Annotated in this window: 11 protein-coding genes and 1 tRNA gene; 11 read left to right on the forward strand and 1 reads right to left on the reverse strand. The window is 53.7% G+C overall.

Going from position 1 to position 19573, the window contains the following annotated elements; all coding sequences use genetic code 11:
• Positions 1-526 precede the first annotated feature (526 nt).
• Positions 527-616: transfer RNA gene (locus Q3Y58_RS19040), tRNA-Ser, on the forward strand.
• Positions 617-758: 142 nt separating this feature from the next.
• Here the strand turns inward: Q3Y58_RS19040 and Q3Y58_RS19045 are convergent.
• Positions 759-983 carry a TIGR03643 family protein gene (locus tag Q3Y58_RS19045; RefSeq protein ID WP_319623373.1) on the reverse strand — a complete coding sequence of 75 codons (225 nt, stop codon included), beginning with the start codon at positions 981-983 and terminating at the stop codon, positions 759-761.
• Between the two features lie 384 nt (positions 984-1367).
• On the opposite strand from Q3Y58_RS19045, the gene Q3Y58_RS19050 reads away from it, so the two are divergent.
• From Q3Y58_RS19050 to Q3Y58_RS19095, 10 genes are all read left to right on the forward strand, one after another.
• Positions 1368-2855 carry an extracellular solute-binding protein gene (locus tag Q3Y58_RS19050; RefSeq protein WP_319623382.1) on the forward strand — a complete coding sequence of 496 codons (1488 nt, stop codon included), beginning with the start codon at positions 1368-1370 and terminating at the stop codon, positions 2853-2855.
• Positions 2852-5542, forward strand: a complete 2691-nt coding sequence (locus tag Q3Y58_RS19055; protein WP_319623374.1) for a PAS-domain containing protein — start codon at positions 2852-2854, stop codon at positions 5540-5542. Before Q3Y58_RS19050 ends, Q3Y58_RS19055 begins: the two co-directional genes overlap by 4 nt.
• A 482-nt stretch (positions 5543-6024) precedes the next feature.
• Positions 6025-6822, forward strand: a complete 798-nt coding sequence (gene phnC, locus Q3Y58_RS19060; protein ID WP_274216441.1) for a phosphonate ABC transporter ATP-binding protein — start codon at positions 6025-6027, stop codon at positions 6820-6822.
• A 95-nt stretch (positions 6823-6917) separates the two neighbouring features.
• On the forward strand, positions 6918-7844 hold the full coding sequence (gene phnD / locus Q3Y58_RS19065) for a phosphonate ABC transporter substrate-binding protein (RefSeq protein WP_319623375.1): 927 nt from the start codon (positions 6918-6920) through the stop codon (positions 7842-7844).
• Positions 7845-7933: 89 nt separating this feature from the next.
• Entirely contained in the window at positions 7934-8806 is an 873-nt protein-coding gene (gene phnE, locus Q3Y58_RS19070; RefSeq protein WP_274216443.1) for a phosphonate ABC transporter, permease protein PhnE, read from the forward strand.
• Positions 8807-8819: 13 nt separating this feature from the next.
• Positions 8820-10175: a phosphonate ABC transporter, permease protein PhnE gene (gene phnE / locus Q3Y58_RS19075; protein ID WP_319623376.1), complete on the forward strand. Its 1356-nt coding sequence runs from the start codon at positions 8820-8822 to the stop codon at positions 10173-10175.
• 188 nt (positions 10176-10363) lie between these two features.
• The gene (locus Q3Y58_RS19080) at positions 10364-14074 is read left to right on the forward strand and encodes a PAS domain-containing hybrid sensor histidine kinase/response regulator (RefSeq protein ID WP_319623377.1); all 3711 of its coding nucleotides are present in this window, start codon (positions 10364-10366) and stop codon (positions 14072-14074) included.
• A gap of 663 nt (positions 14075-14737) precedes the next feature.
• The gene (locus Q3Y58_RS19085; protein ID WP_319623378.1) at positions 14738-15883 is read left to right on the forward strand and encodes a porin; all 1146 of its coding nucleotides are present in this window, start codon (positions 14738-14740) and stop codon (positions 15881-15883) included.
• Between the two features lie 671 nt (positions 15884-16554).
• Positions 16555-17634: a porin gene (locus Q3Y58_RS19090; RefSeq protein ID WP_319623379.1), complete on the forward strand. Its 1080-nt coding sequence runs from the start codon at positions 16555-16557 to the stop codon at positions 17632-17634.
• Between the two features lie 543 nt (positions 17635-18177).
• A complete protein-coding gene (locus Q3Y58_RS19095; RefSeq protein ID WP_319623380.1) occupies positions 18178-19401 on the forward strand; it encodes a porin in 1224 nt (407 codons plus the stop codon).
• The last annotated feature ends 172 nt before the right edge of the window (positions 19402-19573 follow it).

Genomic DNA, 19573 nt, shown 5'->3' on the forward strand with positions numbered 1-19573 from the left:
ATCGCAGGATTACACGGTATCGCTGCAAGGTTTCTGCACCACAATGTCTCTGGCCATAAGGGGCCTATAAAGTTCTCGGGGGTTATCCGCGAGCACAAGGCCTCCGCTCCCAAAGCAACTGCGAGACAGACAAAGAGACGGCTGCCGCTGTGGTTGGGGCACTGCAAACAAGACAGCTGGTATTGTTGCAGATAGCACTGGGGAAACGCTGACCTGCGAGACTTTTCAGGAAGGCGATTTTACTGAACTGGGCCGCTGGAGGTCTGAAGCATATTGCCGGCACAAACGCAAAGCCAAACCCAAGGACACCGGCCTCCGGCAAGGGCAAAAACCTCCTGATCAATACCGAAAAATGGTCCAAACCAAGAACATATTTGTTTGGGTTTTGTTTGAGAAATGCCGAAAGTTCCCGTTTGTTCCTTACATGTTCTAACATGAAACTGCGAGAAAGCTTCGTGGGGAAAAGTGCACTGGTGGACAAAAAAGCCTTGAAGTCCAGCGCTTAGGTGGGTATCTACGCGGTCAAGGACACGTGGCCGAGTGGTCGAAGGCGCTCCCCTGCTAAGGGAGTAGGCCCGGAAGGGTCTCGAGGGTTCGAATCCCTCCGTGTCCGCCATTTCCCAAACATCGATAGTCTTTTCGCAGCAGTCCAACGCTAGCGCGTTTGGATGTTTAAGGTGCCATTCCAACTGGTCGAGCAGCACCATTGACCCCCTTAGTTTTTCATAGTCTGACGACACTGGCAGATTTTTTGATCGCTATGAGCTGCTCATGGCTGTTCTACCCGCATGTTTGCTTGGACGGTTGGATACTCGTTCCCGCCATTTTCGAAAACTTGCTGGTTTCAAGCTTCGGCGCATGAGGACGATCACCTCTTTTTCGCTGAGGCCATGGGCGCGTTTGATGGCGTCAAATGGCACATCATCTTGCCATGCCATCTCGATGATTTCCGAATGGTAGGCGTCTTGATCCGCTTTTCTCATTGAGATTCCGATTTCCCTGCAGTTGCCAACTGAGAAATAGGGGAGTGCGGCGGAGATTCCAGTCCTTCCTCTGAATTGCTGATCACAGTGTATTTCGACATTGAGGACAAAGAAGAGAGGGGCGCTAATCTCTGTAGCCTGCTAAATTTGCATTACCTTAACGTAACTTGGAAAGCTTATTCTTGTAATATATTCATCGGTTCGCTACCATCATTTTGACTTACTCAACGGTAATTTTGCCGCGCCGGTCAATCTTGGACCTGGTTGAGGGAAGACTTGGCTAAAAGGTGGGAAATCACGCAAATGGCGAGGGTGCCTTTGTCAAAGCAGTGGATACTGAGCCTACCAAGCTGCGCTCTGGCGCGGAAATTTCATGGCTTTGGCATGCTCAATTGTTTCCGCCGCCATTTTGTGGTTCCGTGTGCCGTCTTGGTGGTGTGCTGCGCCTTGATTGCAGTCTATGGCGAACCAGCAGTCGCACAAACCGAGAATGCGCCCTTGCGGATCGTTACGCGCAACGGGCCCAACCTTGAAGGCCCTGCCATTCGGCATGGAGAAGTTTTTGAACGGGACACCGGAATGGCGACTCAGGTCGAGGGCATTCCGTTTCGTGAACTCTACAATGAAATCATGATGGGGTTCATCACCGGCGAGAACGAGGCCGATGTCATGTTGGTTCCCGCGCCTTGGGTGCCCGATTTCGCGCCGTTTCTTGCAGATGTGCCCATGGACCTTATTGCGAGCAACGCCGTTCGCAGCATTCACCCTGCCTATCGCGAGGGCCTGATGCGCTGGAACCGGCGTTGGCTTGCCGTGACCATCGATGGCGACCTGCACATGGGGATTTATCGGCGCGATCTGTTTGAGGATCCAGAACATCGATTGGCTTTTCAGGGAGTACATGGGCGGCCACTATCGCCGCCGGAAACCTGGACGGAGTATCTTGAAATCGCGCGGTTCTTTCATGGCAGAAAGGACCAGCAGGGCAACACGCTTGCCGGGGCTCTGGAGGCTTACTTGCAAGGCGGACAGCGTATTTGGTTCGTCATCAGCCACGCTGCGGCCTATGCCAGTCATCCGTCCTATTCGGGAACGCTGTTTTTCAATCCTCGCACGATGGAGCCAGCGATCAACTCGCCCGCATGGCAACGAGCGGTGTCGGAGTATGCCGAGTTGATGCGCCTTGGTCCGCCGGATCTGGCTTGGCTCGGGAGCGGGGATGTGCGCAAGCGGTTTTCTGAGGGCAAGGCGGCAATGGCTGTAGATTGGGCAGACATTGGCGTGATGGCGGCCACGCTAGAGGGCGGTGTTGGGTCTGAGAACATAGGTTTTTTTGAGCTGCCTGGTTCAACATCTGCATGGAACCCCATAACGGAACGGTGGGACACGCTGGCCTATCCCCGGCAGGTGCCGTATCTCGCGTTCGGTGGCTGGGTTGCCGTCGTCCCAGAGACCTCCCAGAACAAGGAGGCGGCTTGGGACTATATCAGCCATTTCAACTCACAAGAAAACAGCATGAAGGACATGCTCGTTGGCGATTCCGGAATAAACCCATACCGGCATGAACACATCGCGGATGAAACGGTCTGGTTCGATCTTATGGGAGAGCAGGCGGCTGAAGACTATCTGGATGTGCTGCGTTCGTCTCTGGACGCGCCACAGCTTGCGTTGGAGCTGCGCATTCCGGGATACCGTGCCTACATGCAGGCACTTGATCTGCAGATTGAGCGGGTGTTGCGCAGCGAAGCGACTGTTCAGGAGGCGTTGGATTTGGCTGCTGCGCAGTGGGATCAGATTACGGATCGCCTTGGCCGTGACAGTCAACGTCGTCACTACATATCAGCCATGGGGCTGACGGGGAGTTTTCCGTGAACCTCACCGGTATAAAAGCGCGACTTACCCTCATCATTGCCATTGCCAGCCTCGCGGTGCTGATCGCAAGTGGCACGGCGCTATGGACCATCGGTGACATTCAGGGTGAAGTCAGCGAGATTACCGAGAAAGAGTTTCCCCGTACCGCCAGCGCATTGACACTGGCACTTATTGGCGAGCGCCTTCAGCGCCACGGCGAAAGCCTCATGACAGCGGCTGGCTCTGATGACCGTGACACCATTCAAAACTTGATCGGCGCGGACCTTTCTGCCATGCGCAGCCAGCTTGTCTTGCTGCGGCAGTTGCTGCCGGATTTGCGAGGTGCGGAGGAGCAATTGGTTCTTCTGTCCTCTGACCTGGCATTCAACTTGACTTCCATGCGGCAGAACCTGGAGACACAGACTGAGCTGGAACTGAGTGTGCTTTACAAGCGCGCCCAATTGATGGACCAGAAGGAGGGGATCCTTCAAGTGCTGGGGCCCTCCGTTCTGGCGATCAATGCGATCGTGACTGCAACCGACGCGCAGAGCGCCGAGGTCCTGACAAAGGCGATTTCCAGTCAAGACGCGCTTTTGACTTCCGAGCGCCTTATCAACTCGCTGATGGTGCAGGTTCTGCTCGCCGAGCGGGCCACCAACGCTGAAGAGGTGCGCCAGCGCAGTTTGTCCTACCAGCGTACGCTTCAGCAGTTTCTGAATTCCGTTGGTAACCTGCCCAAGGGGCTGAAAGACCGGGTGCAGAGGCATCTTGGTGTGTTGGAGAGCCAAACCACTGACGGCAGTATCTTCGACATCAAGACACAGTTGCTCAGCACCGTGGCGCTGTTGCAGGCCACCATCGATCAAACGCGAGGCCTTGCCACCGCTTTGGACCAGGAGGTGGATATCCTACTGGCCAATGATCAGCGGTCCATCATGGAAACATCGGGACGTATTTCGGATCTGTTTGTCACGCACACGGTGCAGTTTCTTATCAGCAGCCTGCTCATTGTGCTTTTGCTGGTTGTCTTGGCGTATTCCTTGATCGCCCGCCCGATCGTAAAGAACGCCATGGCACTGACCAGAGCGATGACACGCATTGCCAGTGGGGAGCCTGATGTCACCATCCCCGGTCTACAGCGCAAAGATGAGATGGGTGACATTGCGCGCGCTCTTTCGGTGATGAAAGACACGATCGCGCGCATACATGGGCTGGACAAGGAGCTGGCCGAGCAAAGCCAGCTTCTCATCACTACGCTCGACACCATGACGGATGGGTTCACCGTTTATGATGCCAATGCGGAGCTGGTGGCATGGAACCCGCGTTTTCTCTCGCTCTACAATCTGCAAAGCAACATGATTTCCGCCGGCACGCCCATTCGTCAGGTCCATGCCTCACTGGCACGGCAGGGAATACGGGTTTTCGAGCTGCACGGACCGGAGACGGACTATCCAACTGTTGCGCGTTCCCGCATGTTGGTGCCAAAGCAGTTTGAGCTTCGGGCCCCCAGCGGACGGATTATCGAAATGCGCAGCACCCCCATTCCCGATGGGGGGCATGTCACCATTCATTTGGATGTAACCGAGCAAAGGTCTGCAGAGGAGCGGGTGCGTCAGGCCCAGAAGATGGAAACCGTTGGCGAGTTGACCAGCGGTCTGGCCCATGAGTTCAACAATATCCTTGCGGTCATTGCAGGCAACCTGAACATCATTGAACGCGGGTTGAGTGATGATCCGCGCCTCAAAGAGCGGGCACACAAGGCCATGGGGGCCGTTGAGCGTGCAACCATGCAAGTTGAGCGCTTGGTGATGTTTTCCCGCCGGCAGAAGCTGTCTCCGGAGGATGTAGAGATCAATGAACTCATATCCGGACTGGTGCAGCTGTTCCAATACTCCTTGGGGCCAGACATTGAGGTGGAGACCGAGCTGGAAGCGGATCTTCCAATGATCAGGGTCGATCCTGTCCAGTTGGAAAACGCGCTGATGAGCCTTGCCGTCAACGCCAAGGATGCCATGGAGAAGGGGGGCACGCTCACCATTTCCACCGCCACGGGACCGGATAACTCGATTGAGATCACCGTCGCAGACACGGGAATCGGCATTTCTGAGGAAGCCCTTCAAAAAGTGATCAACCCGTTCTTTACCACCAAGCCCGCAGGCAAGGGCACGGGCCTTGGGTTGAGCATGGTCCATGGGTTCGTGAGCCAGTCTGGCGGCTCCATTGACATTACAAGCGAGCAGGGCAAGGGCACCAAGGTTCTGATGCGGTTTGGGGCCTCTCTTGAGCATGTGAGCCAGCCCGGCATTGATGTCCGCACACCACGCGGTCAGGGGGAACTGGTGCTCGTGGTCGACAATGATCTGGGCGTTCTGGATGTGACGGCAGCTCAGCTTGAAGCGCTTGGCTACAACGTGGATACCGCAGCGGCTGGCGAAGAAGCATTGGCAAAGCTCAAGGCAAATCCGGAGTTTAAGCTGCTTTACAGCGAAGCCATGCTGCCGCGGCCATGGGATGGCGAAGCGCTGGCAAAGGAGGCAAAGGGCCTCAATCCAGATCTCGCCATCCTTCTGACCAGTGCGGAACTAGGGGCACTGGACCACGTTCCCCATGAGTGTTTGCAAAAGCCGGTTCCAGAGCGCGTGCTGGCCCGTGCGGTTCATGACCAAATCCGGAGGAAGGCGTCCCAGTCTTCTGCCCATCAGACCTGAAGCCGTTTTCCTTTAACGTTCCAGAGGTCATGGTCGTTTGTCTTGTTTTGGGACAGAATGGCCGCGTTCTGAGCCAACCGCCGTCTGGCTCCAGTCTCATCTGCTGAATCGCGCGTGTGTTGTTGAAAAGGCCTTGATAACGCGAGGTCAGGCCGCTTTAGTCCACTCTTCCTATGCGTGCAAAAACAGCGTTTGAAGACGGGTGCTTACTGGAAATTAAGGGGATTTGGTTATCTGGCAAAACGACAGCGCTCTCAGGCCATTAAAATTTTACTCGATTCAGAAAAACGCCGTTGGGCTCATGGTTTATGAGAAATTCTCCCTGTCATCGAAATGAAATTTTTCTCGATAAGTGCTTGTACGTGAGGGGCATATGGGATGACACAAATCTTACACGGCAAAATAGAAAAAACTCGTCATGAACCTGTAATAAATCTATGGCTTCTCGTGGCCTCAAGTTAATCACCGGTTAGGAAATTGTTGTGATCAAGTTTGAGGCCGTAAGAAAAGAATTCGGGAACCACGTTGCCGTACAGGGTGCGTCTTTTACTGTCGATAAGCCTCAGATGATAGGGATTATTGGACGCTCCGGTGCTGGCAAGTCTACGCTTCTGCGTATGATCAACCGCTTGACACCGGCCACATCCGGCCATGTCTACGTTGATGGTCGCGATGTTCTGGCTCTCAAAGGCAAAGAAAAACGCCGCTGGCAGCGCGATTGCGCCATGATCTTCCAGCAGTTCAACCTGGTGCCTCGTCTGGATGTTCTTACCAACGTGATGCTGGGTCGCCTCAACGACCACGGCACGATCGCAAGCTGTCTGAAGCTGTTCACCAAGGAAGAGCGCATGCAGGCACTGCTCAAGCTGGAGCGCTTGGGCATTGCGGAAACGGCCCTGAAACGCGCCGAGCACCTGTCCGGTGGTCAGCAGCAGCGTGTGGCCATTGCCCGTGCGTTGATGCAGAACCCGCAAATGCTTCTGGCCGATGAGCCGATCGCCTCCCTCGACCCGATGAATGCACAGGTCGTCATGGATGCGCTCAAGGCCATCAATACGGAAGACAAGCTAACGGTTATTTGCAACCTGCATACCCTCGATACCGCTCGGAAATACTGTGATCGCGTCATTGGGATGCTGCATGGCGAAATCGTCTTTGACGGCACGCCTGATGGCCTGACAACAGAAGTTGCACGGGAAATCTACGGCGCTGATGAGAGCTTTTCCGAAGCAACCACTTCTACTGCGCTGAATGTCGGTCCGACATCAGCCGTCGCCTGAGAATTGCCAGCCCGCAGGATCACTGCTTGCGGGTAGGGCACGCCTTTGCAGAGGCGTTACTGAACTCATATCGAGTAAACTTGGAGAGCTGTTCAATGAAATTCGCTGTTAAACTTGCTGCAGTTGCTGCTGTCAGCATCGCCGCTCTTGGTTCCACCGGTGCAATCGCCGCTGAGCCAATCACAGAATTCCGCATCGGTCTTCTGGGTGGTGAGAACGAAGCAGACCGTCTGCGCAACAACCAGTGTCTGGTTGACCGTTTTGAAGAGCTGCTGGGCGTTCCAGTCAAGCTGTTCCCAGCAGCGGACTACGCTGGCACCATCGAAGGCCTGAAGGGCGGCAACCTGGACTATGCTGAGCTGGGCGCATCCGGTTACGCAGCTATTTACCTGGCTGATCCGAAGGCTGTTGAGCCAGTTCTGACAACCCAGCAGGTTGATGGCGCAACTGGTTACCACTCCATCATGGTTTCCCGCGCAGACTCCGGCATCGAAACCCTGGAAGACATGAAGGGCAAGCGTCTGGGTTACGCTGATCCTAACTCCACTTCCGGTTATCTGGTTCCTTCCGTCGCTTTCGACCAGATGGGCCTGAACGCTGATGAGTACTTCGCGTCCGCTACGTTCTCTGGTGGTCACGAGCAGAACGTTCTGGCTGTTGTAAACGGCGACGTTGATGGCGGCGTTACCTGGTCTTCCGGCGTTGGCGAGTGGGAAGAAGGTTACACTTCCGGCAACCTGCGCAAGATGGTTGACAAGGGCATGATCGACATGACCGAGCTCAACGAAGTATGGCGCTCTCCGCTGATCCCTAATGGCCCGCTGGTTCTGCGCAGCTCCCTGCCACAGGACGTTAAGGACAAGGTCGTTGCTTCCTTGAAGGCAATGGTTCAGGACGACCCAGAGTGCTTCTACTCCGCACAGGCTGGTGAATACGCTGACTACGTAGAAGTTGACCACTCCTTCTACGAGACCATTGTTGAAGCACGTCGCCGCAAGATCGAAGCTGCGAAGGCTAACTAATCACAGTTTGGAGGGAGCGCCGCGTTTCTCGCGGCGCTCCTTTTGTATCTGGCCTTCGGGCCATTTTCTTTGTTCTCAGGAGGTTTCCGGTGGCTCTAGTCAATGCGTTCAACGCATCGCCCCACCTTGCCGAAATTGAAAAGGCCTACGAGCAGGTTGCTCGTCAGCGCACCACCTATACATTCCTGCTCTTGCTGGTTTGTCTCGTGTCAATCGTTGGTGGTTTTTACGTTGCAGAGGAGGCGAACTCCGGCAGCTTCTGGGGAGGGATTAGCAGTTTCGGGGATTATCCCTATGACATCCTCGCAGGTGCCTATGAGCGCGGCTGGGGTCTGTTTTCTCTCGTTGTAAAGTACTTCCCGTTTCTGGTTGAAACGCTGAACATTGCGCTGGTCTCAACACTGGTCGGCTTTTTCTTCAGCTCCATCCTGAGCTTCTTTGCAAGCCGCAATCTGATGACCAACAGGGGCGTCGTTTTTGTCGTACGCCGTGCACTCGACATTACCCGTGCGTTCCCTGAGCTGGTCATTGCATTGATGCTGGTTCTGATCTTCGGCCCATCTCCCATTGCTGCGATCATGGCTGTGACCTTCCACACCATTGGTGCGCTCGGCAAACTGTTTTCTGAAACCAATGAAAACGCGGATATGAAGGCCGTGGAGGGCTTGAAGTCCGTGGGCGCGAACTGGGTGCAGCAGATGCGCCTTGGTATCTTGCCACAGGTTCTGCCGAACTTTCTTTCCTATGCGCTCCTTCGCCTTGAGATCAACGTTCGCGCCTCAGCCATTCTTGGCTTCGTAGGCGCTGGTGGTCTGGGTGCTGAGCTGAAAATGGTGGTGGACTGGAACTATGGCGCCGACATTTTCGTGATCATCGTCATGCTGGTCTGCGCGATTACCGCCATCGATTACTTCTCTGGCTGGTTGCGTCGCAAGCTTATCGGCACATCAGGTACGCTTTAAGGGCTTTTGAAAAATGACAACTGTATCTGGTTTCGAACAAGCCCGTCTTGAAGAACAGTACCCGGGCGTAATTGAAAAGCCATGGTCCAAGCGCATCTTGGGGCCGGCCATCACCGTTGGCATTCTCGGCTATCTGGTCATTTGCTTCTTCGCGTTTGACGTGATGGGCGTCATGCAAAAGGCGCGCATGGACATGGCGCAGCTTTATGCGCTGGACTCCTATGCCCACAAGGACCATGCCAAGTTCACTTTCCGCAAGCCTGAAGAAGGCTTCGAGTTGTCTTTGGAAGGCACGCGCCGGGCGCGCTATGAAACGCCGCCTGCGTGGTTCCAGTCAAACGGTGCGGAAAGCACCATTGATCTGGCAGAGGATGGTACCGTTTCTTTCGACGGTTCGTCCATGGTGACCTATTATCATCCAGAGTACGCCGAGCCATTCCGCTTCAAGGTTGGCAATAACGAATATCCGGTCTATCTGGGCAGTGAGGCTCCTGAGTGGCTCAAGGACAGTGGCAAACAGATTGACGCCCGTCCGAGCCTGCACAGCCGCATCTGGATTACGCGCAGCAAGCTGGAAATCCACCGCTATGAAGCAGGTTGGGAAGACTTCTGGTTCGGGTTTCATTCACCGCTCAAGGGGATGAGCCTCGGACAGATTATCTCCTTGTCCGTTTCTGGTGACCGCATTGATCCGAACATGTCGAACCTGAGCTTCATTGCCTCGGAGTTCTGGTACAATCCGGACTGGCAGCACGGTGACATTTTCTACGCTCTGCTCCAGACCCTTGTCATGGCTGTGGTTGGCACCTTGGTCGCTGGCATCATTGCACTGCCTTTGGCTTTTGCAGCGGCGAACAACGTGAATCCGTTTGGGTCCATTCGCTTTGGGTTGCGGCGCATCTTCGACTTCTTGCGTGGTGTGGATACACTCATCTGGTCTTTGATCTTCATCCGCGCCTTTGGGCTTGGCCCGCTATCCGGTACTTTTGCGATCATCTTTACGGACACCGGGACCTTCGGAAAGCTGTTTTCTGAAGCCATCGAGAACGCAGACCGTCGTCAGGCGGAGGGTATTCAAGCAACGGGTGCTTCGCCAGTTCAGAAATATCGGTTTGGTGTCTTCCCGCAGATCCTGCCTCTCTTTGTTTCGCAGATGCTGTATTTCCTGGAGTCCAACACGCGTTCAGCAACCGTAATTGGTGCCTTGGGCGCTGGTGGTATTGGCCTCAAGTTGCTTGAGACCATGCGTACCCGCCAGGACTGGGAAAACACCGCCTACATCATTGTGCTGGTGATCGCACTGGTGATCTTGATGGACAACATGTCCGGCTGGCTGCGTCGCAAGCTTATCGGCGGCGCCGAGGGATAATCGTCTCAAACCAACCCTTTAAGCTAAGCCCGCGGAAGTTCTCTTCTGCGGGCTTTTTGCATTTTAGGGAAGGGCTTAGGAGTTCGCCAACCAAGTTTCTATCGGAGTTGTTAAGGGGATCGTTGTTACGTTGCGTCAACGCGCAATCAGACCAGAAAAAGAGCGCGGTTCACAGGTGCCGCTCCAATATGGCTACAGACTGCTGTCCTCCAGATATTGAAAGCAAGAAACGCTTCAAGAAAAATGGCCTGCTGCTGGGTATCGGCTTGGCCGTATTTGCAGCTGTCGTTCTTTTGCAAATAACAATGGTGGCTCTTGTCCAGGTCTATGCGCATGAACGGGCCTACAGAGCGTTGCTTGATACACTGCGCTCGGAGCTGATCGTGGCTCTTCGTGTTGTTTCTGGAGAGGGGCGTCTCCAGTCTTTTCTGACCAGGCTGGATGAGCCCGGTGGCCTTTCGGTCAATGCACTGGATGGAGCTGTAACGATCAGGTCCTTCCCCTTAAGCTGGGAAGAACTCAGGGCAGGTGACAGCTTCGAGATCAACGGTTTGCTGTTCTCGCCATTCAATGAGTTTCACATGCACTCGTCATTGGATATCGAAACGTGGTTAGGGCATGACCATGAGGAAGACCCTTTTCACCACAGTGTTGGCGCAGGTTTTCTCCCGCCAGCCATGATGCCATCTGAAGTACTGCAGCGTCAGTTGGCAGAGCGGATTACAACCAGCCTGCGCTTTGTTCAAAACGTCCAAACATTTGATGGCAATGCCCAACTCCTGGTCGCGGCCATTTTGCCTCTTGAAGAGCCCGTGGCAATCACAATCGAGGACAGTCTGGAGGCGGGGTTTATCTGGAATAAAGAGCTGCAGACGCTCTACATTCTTTTTGGCTTGTCCTATTTCCTTCTATTAGTGTGTTGTCTGATTTTGTTTAAGGCAAGGCTCACTCAGGAACAGATGGCCTTGGTCGATTTGAGCACCGAGTGTGACACGAAAGGTGCCATGTTGCTCCAGCAAGCGGAGGATGCTCGGCTTCATGCATCCCAAGTGAACTCGGTGCTCAGCAGCGTCAGTGACGCAATCCTGACATTGGATCTTGAGGGCCGCATTGTCATGGCTAACCGGGCGGCTCTCCTGTTGTTTGAAACTGACAAGAATGAGATCGCCGGAACACAGATTGGTCAATGGATCAGCCCTAATAAGGTTGACCTCAGCGACCTGTTTGCCAATCGTTTGACAGAGGAGCAGGAGAAAGACCTGTTCGTTCATCCGCAGCAGATTGATCTGGAACAGTCGGACGGCGGCTTGAAACACATCGAAATGATCGTCAGTGACTTTTTCCAGCGAGACGGGCGCCACTTCTCATGCGTGCTGCGCGACGTCACTGAACGCGTGGAGGCTGAGCAAGAAGCCGCTGAGGCGCAAAACCGGCTTTATCAGGCGATCAATCACCTTCCGGATGCCTTTGTACTCTTCGATCAAGAAGATCGTCTCTTGATTTGCAATGATCGCTATAAGGAAATTTACCGCAGAAGCGCAGACCTTTTCGTCGCGGGCAATACCTTCGAACACATTGTGCGAACGGGGGCTGAACGGGGCCAATATGAGCTGGATGGAATGAGCGTGGATCAGTGGGTCGCACAGCGCATGAAGGACCATCAACATGCAAAAAACGAGGTCATTCAGCGCTTGAATGACGGCTCGTGGGTGCGGGTCAGCGAGCGGAAAACGCCAGATGGGCTAACGGTCGGGTTCCGAAGCGACATCACGGAACTCAAGCGTCATGAGGAAGCTGTCCTTGCGCGTGAAGCAGAGTTGCGGTCCATTTTTACGTCGGCGCTTGATGCAATCATCGGCATCGATGAAAACGACCAGATCATCGAGTTCAACAAGGCTGCCGAGGTGTTGCTGGGCCACAAGCGGGAGGATGTTCTCGGGCTGGAGGCACATCGTCTGTTGTTTCCTCGTCAGGAGTGGCAGAACTACCTCATGGTGGTTAGTGCGCTGAAGCGTTTGCAGGGTGATATGACCTCTGGCAACAGGCGCGAAGCGACCGTTCTTGACCGTGATGGAAATGAAATTGCAGTAGAGCTTTCCATGAACGTGGCGCAGGTGCCATCTGGAAAGCGTTTTTACGCTTTTCTTCATGATGTGCGGGCACGAATACGCGCCATCGAGGAGCTCCAGCAAGCGAAAGAGGTTGCTGAGAATGCTACTCAGGCTAAAACTGCATTTTTGGCCATGATGAGCCACGAGATCCGGACACCGCTTAGCGCTGTCATTGGCTTCCTTCAGTTGTTGCAGGCGGGCAAGCTTAGCGCGAAGCAAGCGGACTACGTAAACACCTGTGTGGAGTCTGCCGAAGCCCTGCTGAAAATTCTCAATGATATTTTGGACCTATCGAAGCTTGAAGCTGGGAAGCTGGAGTTCAAGGCAGAGCCTGTCGACATTGGTGAAGTGGTGGAGCAGGTGCAGGACTTGTTGCTGCCCCGTGCCCAAGAGCTTGGTTTGCAGCTGAATGTGGATGTGTCTGATGACGTGCCGCAGTTGGTTCTGACGGATCAGGGCAGGGTGCGCCAGCTCTTGATCAATCTCACGAATAACGCATTGAAGTTCACCCCGCAGGGGCATGTCACCATTCGCGCAGAAAGCCATCGACAGCCAAGCGATCCGAAGAACTGTTCCATACGGCTGTCAGTCATTGATACGGGCATTGGTATTCCCCGTGAGAAGCAGCAGAGCATCTTTCACCAGTTTGCGACCATCGATAGCGAGCAAGCCCGCAAAACGGATGGCGTCGGCTTGGGCCTTGCCATTTGCCGGGAGCTGGTGGAGGGCCTTGGTGGGCGCATCGGTTTGCAGTCGGTTCCGGATAAAGGGAGCGTTTTTTGGGTTGAACTTGACGTGCCGCTGTATGAAGGGGAAGCCGACCCGGTTTCGCCTCCGGCTGCCGAGCCTGCTTCAATCCCGTCGCCCCGACACACGGCGGAGCAGCTCATCCAGGGAAAGCACTTCTTGATCGCTGAGGACAGCGAACCAAATCGCATGGTGCTGACCAAGCTGATTGAAGCCTCGGGAGCCCGCGTTGAGCAGGTCGAAAACGGCCAGCAGGCCATCGATGCGTTGGAGCACTCAATTGAAGATCCTTTCGATGCCGTTTTCATGGATGTTTCCATGCCGGTCCTTGATGGGATCGCGGCAACACGGTCCATCAGAGGGCGGCCGGATTTGTTGTCGTCCATACCTATCGTTGGGCTGACAGCCCACGCGGGGCAGGATGACCACAAGCTCATGTATGCAGCAGGTTTCACGACTGTCTTGACCAAGCCAATCAAGAAACAGGCCATTGAAGAGGCACTGCAGAAGCTGTTCATCAGCCAGATGGAAAGGGCGCGAGAACGGAAGCTCGGCCCGCCGCAACCCGTTACAGCGTTCAGTCTTCCGCAGCCGTTGCGCCGACCCACGACGCGGGGCGCAGACGATTCTGCGTTGCTGACGCCCGTGCAAACCAAGGATGAATTGTCCCTCAGGTCGTTTGAGCGGCTCCTCAACTCCTTTGATGAGAGCATTCGCTTCAGTCGCAGTCTGCTGAACTCACCGCGGATCGACGTGGCAGAGGTGGAAACCCTGTGTGATAGCGTGGAGCAGCTTTCCGAAGCGACGCAGGCTGAAGGGCTCCATTTGCTGGCCAGCAAGCTTCACGAGCAGACGACGCAGGCCGCTTCCGGTGAACAGGAAGCTCTTTCGTCCGCAACGATGGATATCTGTCGCAATTCACTGTTTGCGCTCTCCATGGCCCTTGAGCAGGCGCGCAGCCGGCTCATCGGCAAAACCACCGAGCACCCGCCCGCCGAGGAAAAGTTCAACGGTCCTCAGCAATCCATTGGTGAGCGCTAGGCTCTCTTTTCGTTAATCGACATTCGATCCAGCCTCTCATTGGAGCGGCCTTTCTGCTCCATAGACCTCCTGCAGACCCTGAGGCTTTCGAGCTTGTGGATCTTTACGATTTGGACAGGGTTGCGCTGGGGGAGTATTACGCCCTCGGCGGGCAAGTCAAAATGGTTAATAGATGAAACAAATTTCTTTAACTTGTAGCCGCCGCACCCTCTGTCTTGTTTTGAGAGTGAAAGCACACTGCGGTTATTAGCCTCTCTGTTTTATCAGTGTAATTTAAACTCCCTCGGTTTAGGAGCGGCTGTACCTTTGGCGAAAACTTCGGGTTTTCACAGGTGCCCCAGACAATACTTCAATTCACTTCAATAAAACTGAGTGGGTCAAACACCCTTCCAAGCGCCCATGCGTGGTGGTCATGCAACCTGTGTCTTTCGCGCCACTCTTAAAATCCAGTTGCAAAAACTGCTAGTTCCGGTTCTTCCATTTCTCCATGACCGTCACTACACATAGGCTTGCAAGTCGACCAGCGCATCCTTTGGTTGCGTCGGTGAAGAGGTGGGGACCTCGGAACTTAATGGGCAACTTGCACATCGAAAATCAAGACAAGCACATGCGCCTCATAGGCCATTGCATTGTCCTGCCTATTTGAAAGTTTGGAAGGTCGATATGAACTTCAAGGCACTTGCTCTTGCAACAGCCTCTGCTGCTGTTGTTACCTCCGCTTCTGCTGCGGATCTGCCAGTTGTGGCTGAGCCAGTAGACTACGTACAGGTTTGTGACGCATACGGCTCTGGCTTCTTCAAGCTGCCAGGCAAAGACACCTGCATCCGCGTTGGCGGTCGTGTTCGTGCGCAGTTTATCTCTGATAACCTGAACAATGACGCAAACTACGAAGACAACGATTCCTACGTTCGTGGTTACGTTCGTCTGACTTCCATGACCGACACCGAAATCGGTCTGATCAAGACCTACACCGAGATCTACTCTCAGTGGGATGAGGCAGGCACTGGCGAACTGAAGACCGACGACGCTTACATCCAGTTCGGCACCCAGTACGGTGACCTTCTGATCGGTTACGCGGTTTCCAACTTCGACACCTTCACCGGTTCCACCGATATCGGCATTGTTGATCGCAACATTTCCGATACGGACACGCTGCAGATGACTTACACCAAGTCTCTCGGCAACGGTCTGACCGCTTCCCTTTCTCTGGAAGATTCTTCCTACCGTGAAGGTGGTGAGAACGAGTACGATGTTGTTGGTGGTCTGAAGATTTCTCAGGGTTGGGGCTTCGCACGTCTGGTTGGTGCATACCACCAGGTAAACGACGACATTGAAAACAACGGCGTTGGCGCTGCTGGCATCGTTGGTAACGAAAAAGACGGTTTCGCTATTGCGGGTACCGTTGGCATCAACCTGAACATGCTGGCTGAAGGCGATCAGCTCGTGTTTGCGGTTAGCTACGCAGATGCAGCTGGTCACTATGTCAACATCGACAGCGACTACCTGGACGGCACCAAGGATTCTTGGGATGCGAAGGGCTACGATGCGTTTTCTGTAGCGGCTGGTTTCACGCACTATTTCACACCTGAAGTTGCTGGTTCCATCGATGCGTCTTACCTGATGGTTGACGACGCTGATGATTACGAGCGCATTGCAACAACTGCTGCACTCGGTTGGTACCCAACCTCCGGTCTCGTGATCGCGGGTGAAGTCGGCTACGTCAATCAGGATGACGACAAGAACTCCTTCGATGCGAATGGCAACGACCACGACTACCGCGTTGGTACTCGCATCCAGTACACCTTCTAATCAGATCCTCAGATCCGATGAGAAAAAGGCGGCCTTCGGGTCGCCTTTTTTGTTGCGCTGTTGAGATGCAGGGAAGGGGAGCCTTGAGAGCGAAGTGTGTGAACGCTTGCTCTGCGGGTTTTGGGGGCGGAGGCGGCGGTGTTTAGGCGCCGTATGGTGGTATTTCCACCAGATGGAGATCATCATTGCTCGTCAGGCGCAGCCAAAGATGATTCCAATTAATTCGATGAAATGCGCATATAAATGGAATTACCCAGAGGTGATTCCATCAAACTTCCCCATAATATAAATCTAGAGTGTATTTCTTTGGTTGTAATTTGTTTGCGTCTGACAATTTCAAGTAGAAGAAATGGTTGTTATTTGTATTTATAAATATCTTGAGTTGATTTCAAAAGTTATCCATCAATTAACTATGTTGTTACTCTGCAACACTCATATCTGGCGTGCCAAATCTGCCTATAAATATTGAAGTGAGTGGTTGCCCTCAAAATGTGTGTGAGGCATCAATGTGTCTGCGAGGTGAAAATATCTAATCAATTGTGTGGGGGAAGGTTACTCACTCATTGATCTTTTTCGGGGACTCGCAGGGGCCATTCGGGGACACGCTCTTTTTAAATAGCGATGCGAAATGCGCCCTCTATTTGCAAACGGACTTATAGAGGTCAGGAATTATGAAATTGAAAGCTCTTCTGCTTGCGACTGCTGGTGTAGCTGTTGCAGGTTCCGCATCTGCTGCTGATCTGCCAGTCGTGGCTGAGCCAGTAGACTACGTACAGGTTTGTGACGCATACGGCGCAGGCTTCTTCAAGATCCCAGGTAAGGACACCTGCCTGAAGATCGGTGGTCGTGTTCGCGCTCAGTTCGTGACAGACAACCTGAACTCTGATGTCGATTACACAGACAACAGCTCCTACGTTCGCGGTTACCTGTACCTGACATCCATGACCGACACTGAAATCGGTCTGATCAAGACTGTGACCGAATTCCAGAGCGAGTGGGAACAGGATGCAAACGGCAACAGCAAGGTTGACGACGCTTACATCCAGTTCGCAACTCACTACGGTGACTTCCTGATCGGTCGCACGACCTCTCAGTTCGACACCTTCACTGGCGCAACTGATCTGGGCATCGTTACCCGTAACTTCTCTGATGCAAGCGTGCTTCAGGTTGCTTACAACAAGTCTCTGGGCAACGGTCTGACCGCTTCTCTGTCTCTGGAAGACTCTTCCTACCGTGCTGGTGGCGCCAACGAGTATGACGTTGTTGGTGGTCTGAAGCTGTCTCAGGGCTGGGGCTTTGCTCGCGTTGTTGGTGCATACCACCAGATCGACGACATCGCTGCGACTGACGAGCAGGACGGCTACGCTGTTGCTGGTACTCTGGGCATCAACCTGGACATGCTGGCTGCAGGTGACAAGATCGTATTCGCTGCGACCTACGCAGACGCTGCTTCTTCCTACGTGAACGCAGAAAACGTCACTTGGGATCGTCTCGGTTACGACGCTTACTCTGTAGGTGCAGGTTTCACTCACTACTTCACGCCTGAGCTGGCTGCTTCTGTAGACGGTTCTTACCTCTCTGTAGAAGACGCTAATGATTACACCCGCGCGGCTGTGACCACCTCTCTTGGTTGGTACCCAGTTTCTGGTCTCGTAATCGCTGGTGAATTCGGTTGGGCATCTGAAGATGATGACGTTGCAACCTACGATGACGAATACCTCCTCGGTACTCGCATTCAGTACACCTTCTAATCTGATCTTTCAGATTTGATTTGAGATGGGCGAGTCGGCTGACTCGCCCTTTTTTTTGTTTTTTGTCCGCCAGCCCTTCTCTGTGCCTGTGGAACAATACCTTGGCTCGAACTCTTTTGATCGGGCCTCACGATTTCTCTTTCTAAAGAGCAGTAGACCCCAAAAAATACGTAGCTACACTTAACAATTGTTGCTTGGAGAGCTTATTGTGTGATATGGGTCACACTTTATTATGGATTATCGATTATTCCTCCTTAAGCCCTTGAGAATAAACGATAAAAATGTGTGTTTCTTTCGCCACACTCCCCTTCGATAGTGTGGCTTCAGTGCCGCTCAAACGTGGAGGCGCGTTGCTCAGCGACGCGGATGGGAGCATTAAGAGTGCCACAAGCTGATTGCATGTATCTGCCCTATGGCCGCGAAGGTTGTGGCGGGCAGGTCGGGGGCGACAGCTTGAAGTAGGGCACTTGGGGAAACGCTCGTCCACACAGCGCATTCACCGGCCCTCTATCAGTAATTTGAGACTCATAGAGGTCAGGACACATGAAAATTAAAGCAATTTTGCTTGCAACTGCTGGTTTTGCTGTTGCAGGTTCCGCATCCGCTGCTGATTTGCCAGTAGTAGCTGAGCCAGTTGATTACGTACAGATTTGCGACGCATACGGCGCAGGCTTCTTCAAGATCCCAGGTAAGGACACCTGCCTGAAGATCGGTGGTCGTATCCGTACTCAGATCGTCTCTGACAACCTGGACGACAACGACGACGACACCAAGTACGAAGACTACGATGCGGTCGCTCGTGGTTACCTGTACCTGCACACCATGACCGACACGGAAATTGGTCTCATTCGTACCGTTACTGAAATGTACAGCGAATGGAACGAAGAAGGTGGCAGCAAAATGAAAGTGGACGACGCTTTCATTCAGATCAGCAACAACTTTGCAGACGTTCTGATCGGTCGCGAAGCTTCCATGTTCGACGGTTTCACCGGCGCGGTTGATATCGGCGTTATCGATCGTAACTTCTCTGACCAGTCTACCCTGCAGTTCGCTCTGACCAAGTCTCTGGGCAACGGCGTTACAGCTGGCGTATCTGTTGAAGATTCTTCTTACCGCAATGGCAGCGACAACTCCATCGACTTCGTTGGTAAGATCGGCATCTCTCAGGGTTGGGGTTCCTTCTCTGTTGCTGGTGCAACCCACGCAATTGCTGACGAAGCATCCTTCAAAGATGGCGACGGCAAGGCACTTGCTGGCGAGACCTACGAAAAGGACAGCAGCACCGGTTATGCAGTTCGCGGTACTGTGACCTTTAACCTCGACATGATTGCACCAGGCGATGCATTCGTATTCCAGGCAGCTTATGCAGATTCCGCTGCAAGCTACCTGAATGCTTCCCTGCCAGGCGCGCTTGTAAAGTCTTCCTTCCCAGGTGCTAGCTCTGCAGATTCTGCTATGCTCGACGTGCTCGGCGCAAAGGGTTACTCACTCGTAGCGGCGTTCAGCCACTACTGGACACCAGAAATCGCGACCACCATCGACGGTTCCTGGATGAGCCTCGAAGCTGACTACGATCATGCCGGCAAGGCAGTCGATGCTGACATGGATCGTTGGGCAATTGATGCTTCCATCGGTTGGTACCCAGTATCCGGTATGGTAATCGCTCTGGACGCAGGCTTTGCAAGCACAGACCTCGACGTCAAAGGCCAAGATGACAGTGACTTCGACGAAGCCAAGATCGGTGCACGTGTACAGTACACCTTCTAATCTGACTTAACGGTCTGATTTGAATGAGCGGAGGCGCATCAGCGTCTCCGCTCAGATTGATGACAAACCCCGTCATATTTTTGGCGGGGTTTTCGTTTTTTAGGTCTGCGGCGCGGCCTAAAACTACCCCTTGCGACTTACGCCGCCGTAGCTTGTGTTTTGGTGTTCATAG

Source organism: Nesiotobacter zosterae, from assembly GCF_033843645.1.
Taxonomy (GTDB): domain Bacteria; phylum Pseudomonadota; class Alphaproteobacteria; order Rhizobiales; family Stappiaceae; genus Pseudovibrio; species Pseudovibrio zosterae.

Excerpts from the sequence above, each read along its gene's own strand:
- Q3Y58_RS19045 (WP_319623373.1), bottom strand. The coding sequence starts at position 983 with ATGAGAAAAGCGGATCAAGACGCCTACCATTCGGAAATCATCGAGATG.
- Q3Y58_RS19050 (WP_319623382.1), top strand. The coding sequence starts at position 1,368 with ATGCTCAATTGTTTCCGCCGCCATTTTGTGGTTCCGTGTGCCGTCTTG.
- phnD (WP_319623375.1), top strand. The coding sequence starts at position 6,918 with ATGAAATTCGCTGTTAAACTTGCTGCAGTTGCTGCTGTCAGCATCGCC.
- phnE (WP_319623376.1), top strand. The coding sequence starts at position 8,820 with ATGACAACTGTATCTGGTTTCGAACAAGCCCGTCTTGAAGAACAGTAC.
- Q3Y58_RS19080 (WP_319623377.1), top strand. The coding sequence starts at position 10,364 with ATGGCTACAGACTGCTGTCCTCCAGATATTGAAAGCAAGAAACGCTTC.
- Q3Y58_RS19085 (WP_319623378.1), top strand. The coding sequence starts at position 14,738 with ATGAACTTCAAGGCACTTGCTCTTGCAACAGCCTCTGCTGCTGTTGTT.
- Q3Y58_RS19090 (WP_319623379.1), top strand. The coding sequence starts at position 16,555 with ATGAAATTGAAAGCTCTTCTGCTTGCGACTGCTGGTGTAGCTGTTGCA.
- Q3Y58_RS19095 (WP_319623380.1), top strand. The coding sequence starts at position 18,178 with ATGAAAATTAAAGCAATTTTGCTTGCAACTGCTGGTTTTGCTGTTGCA.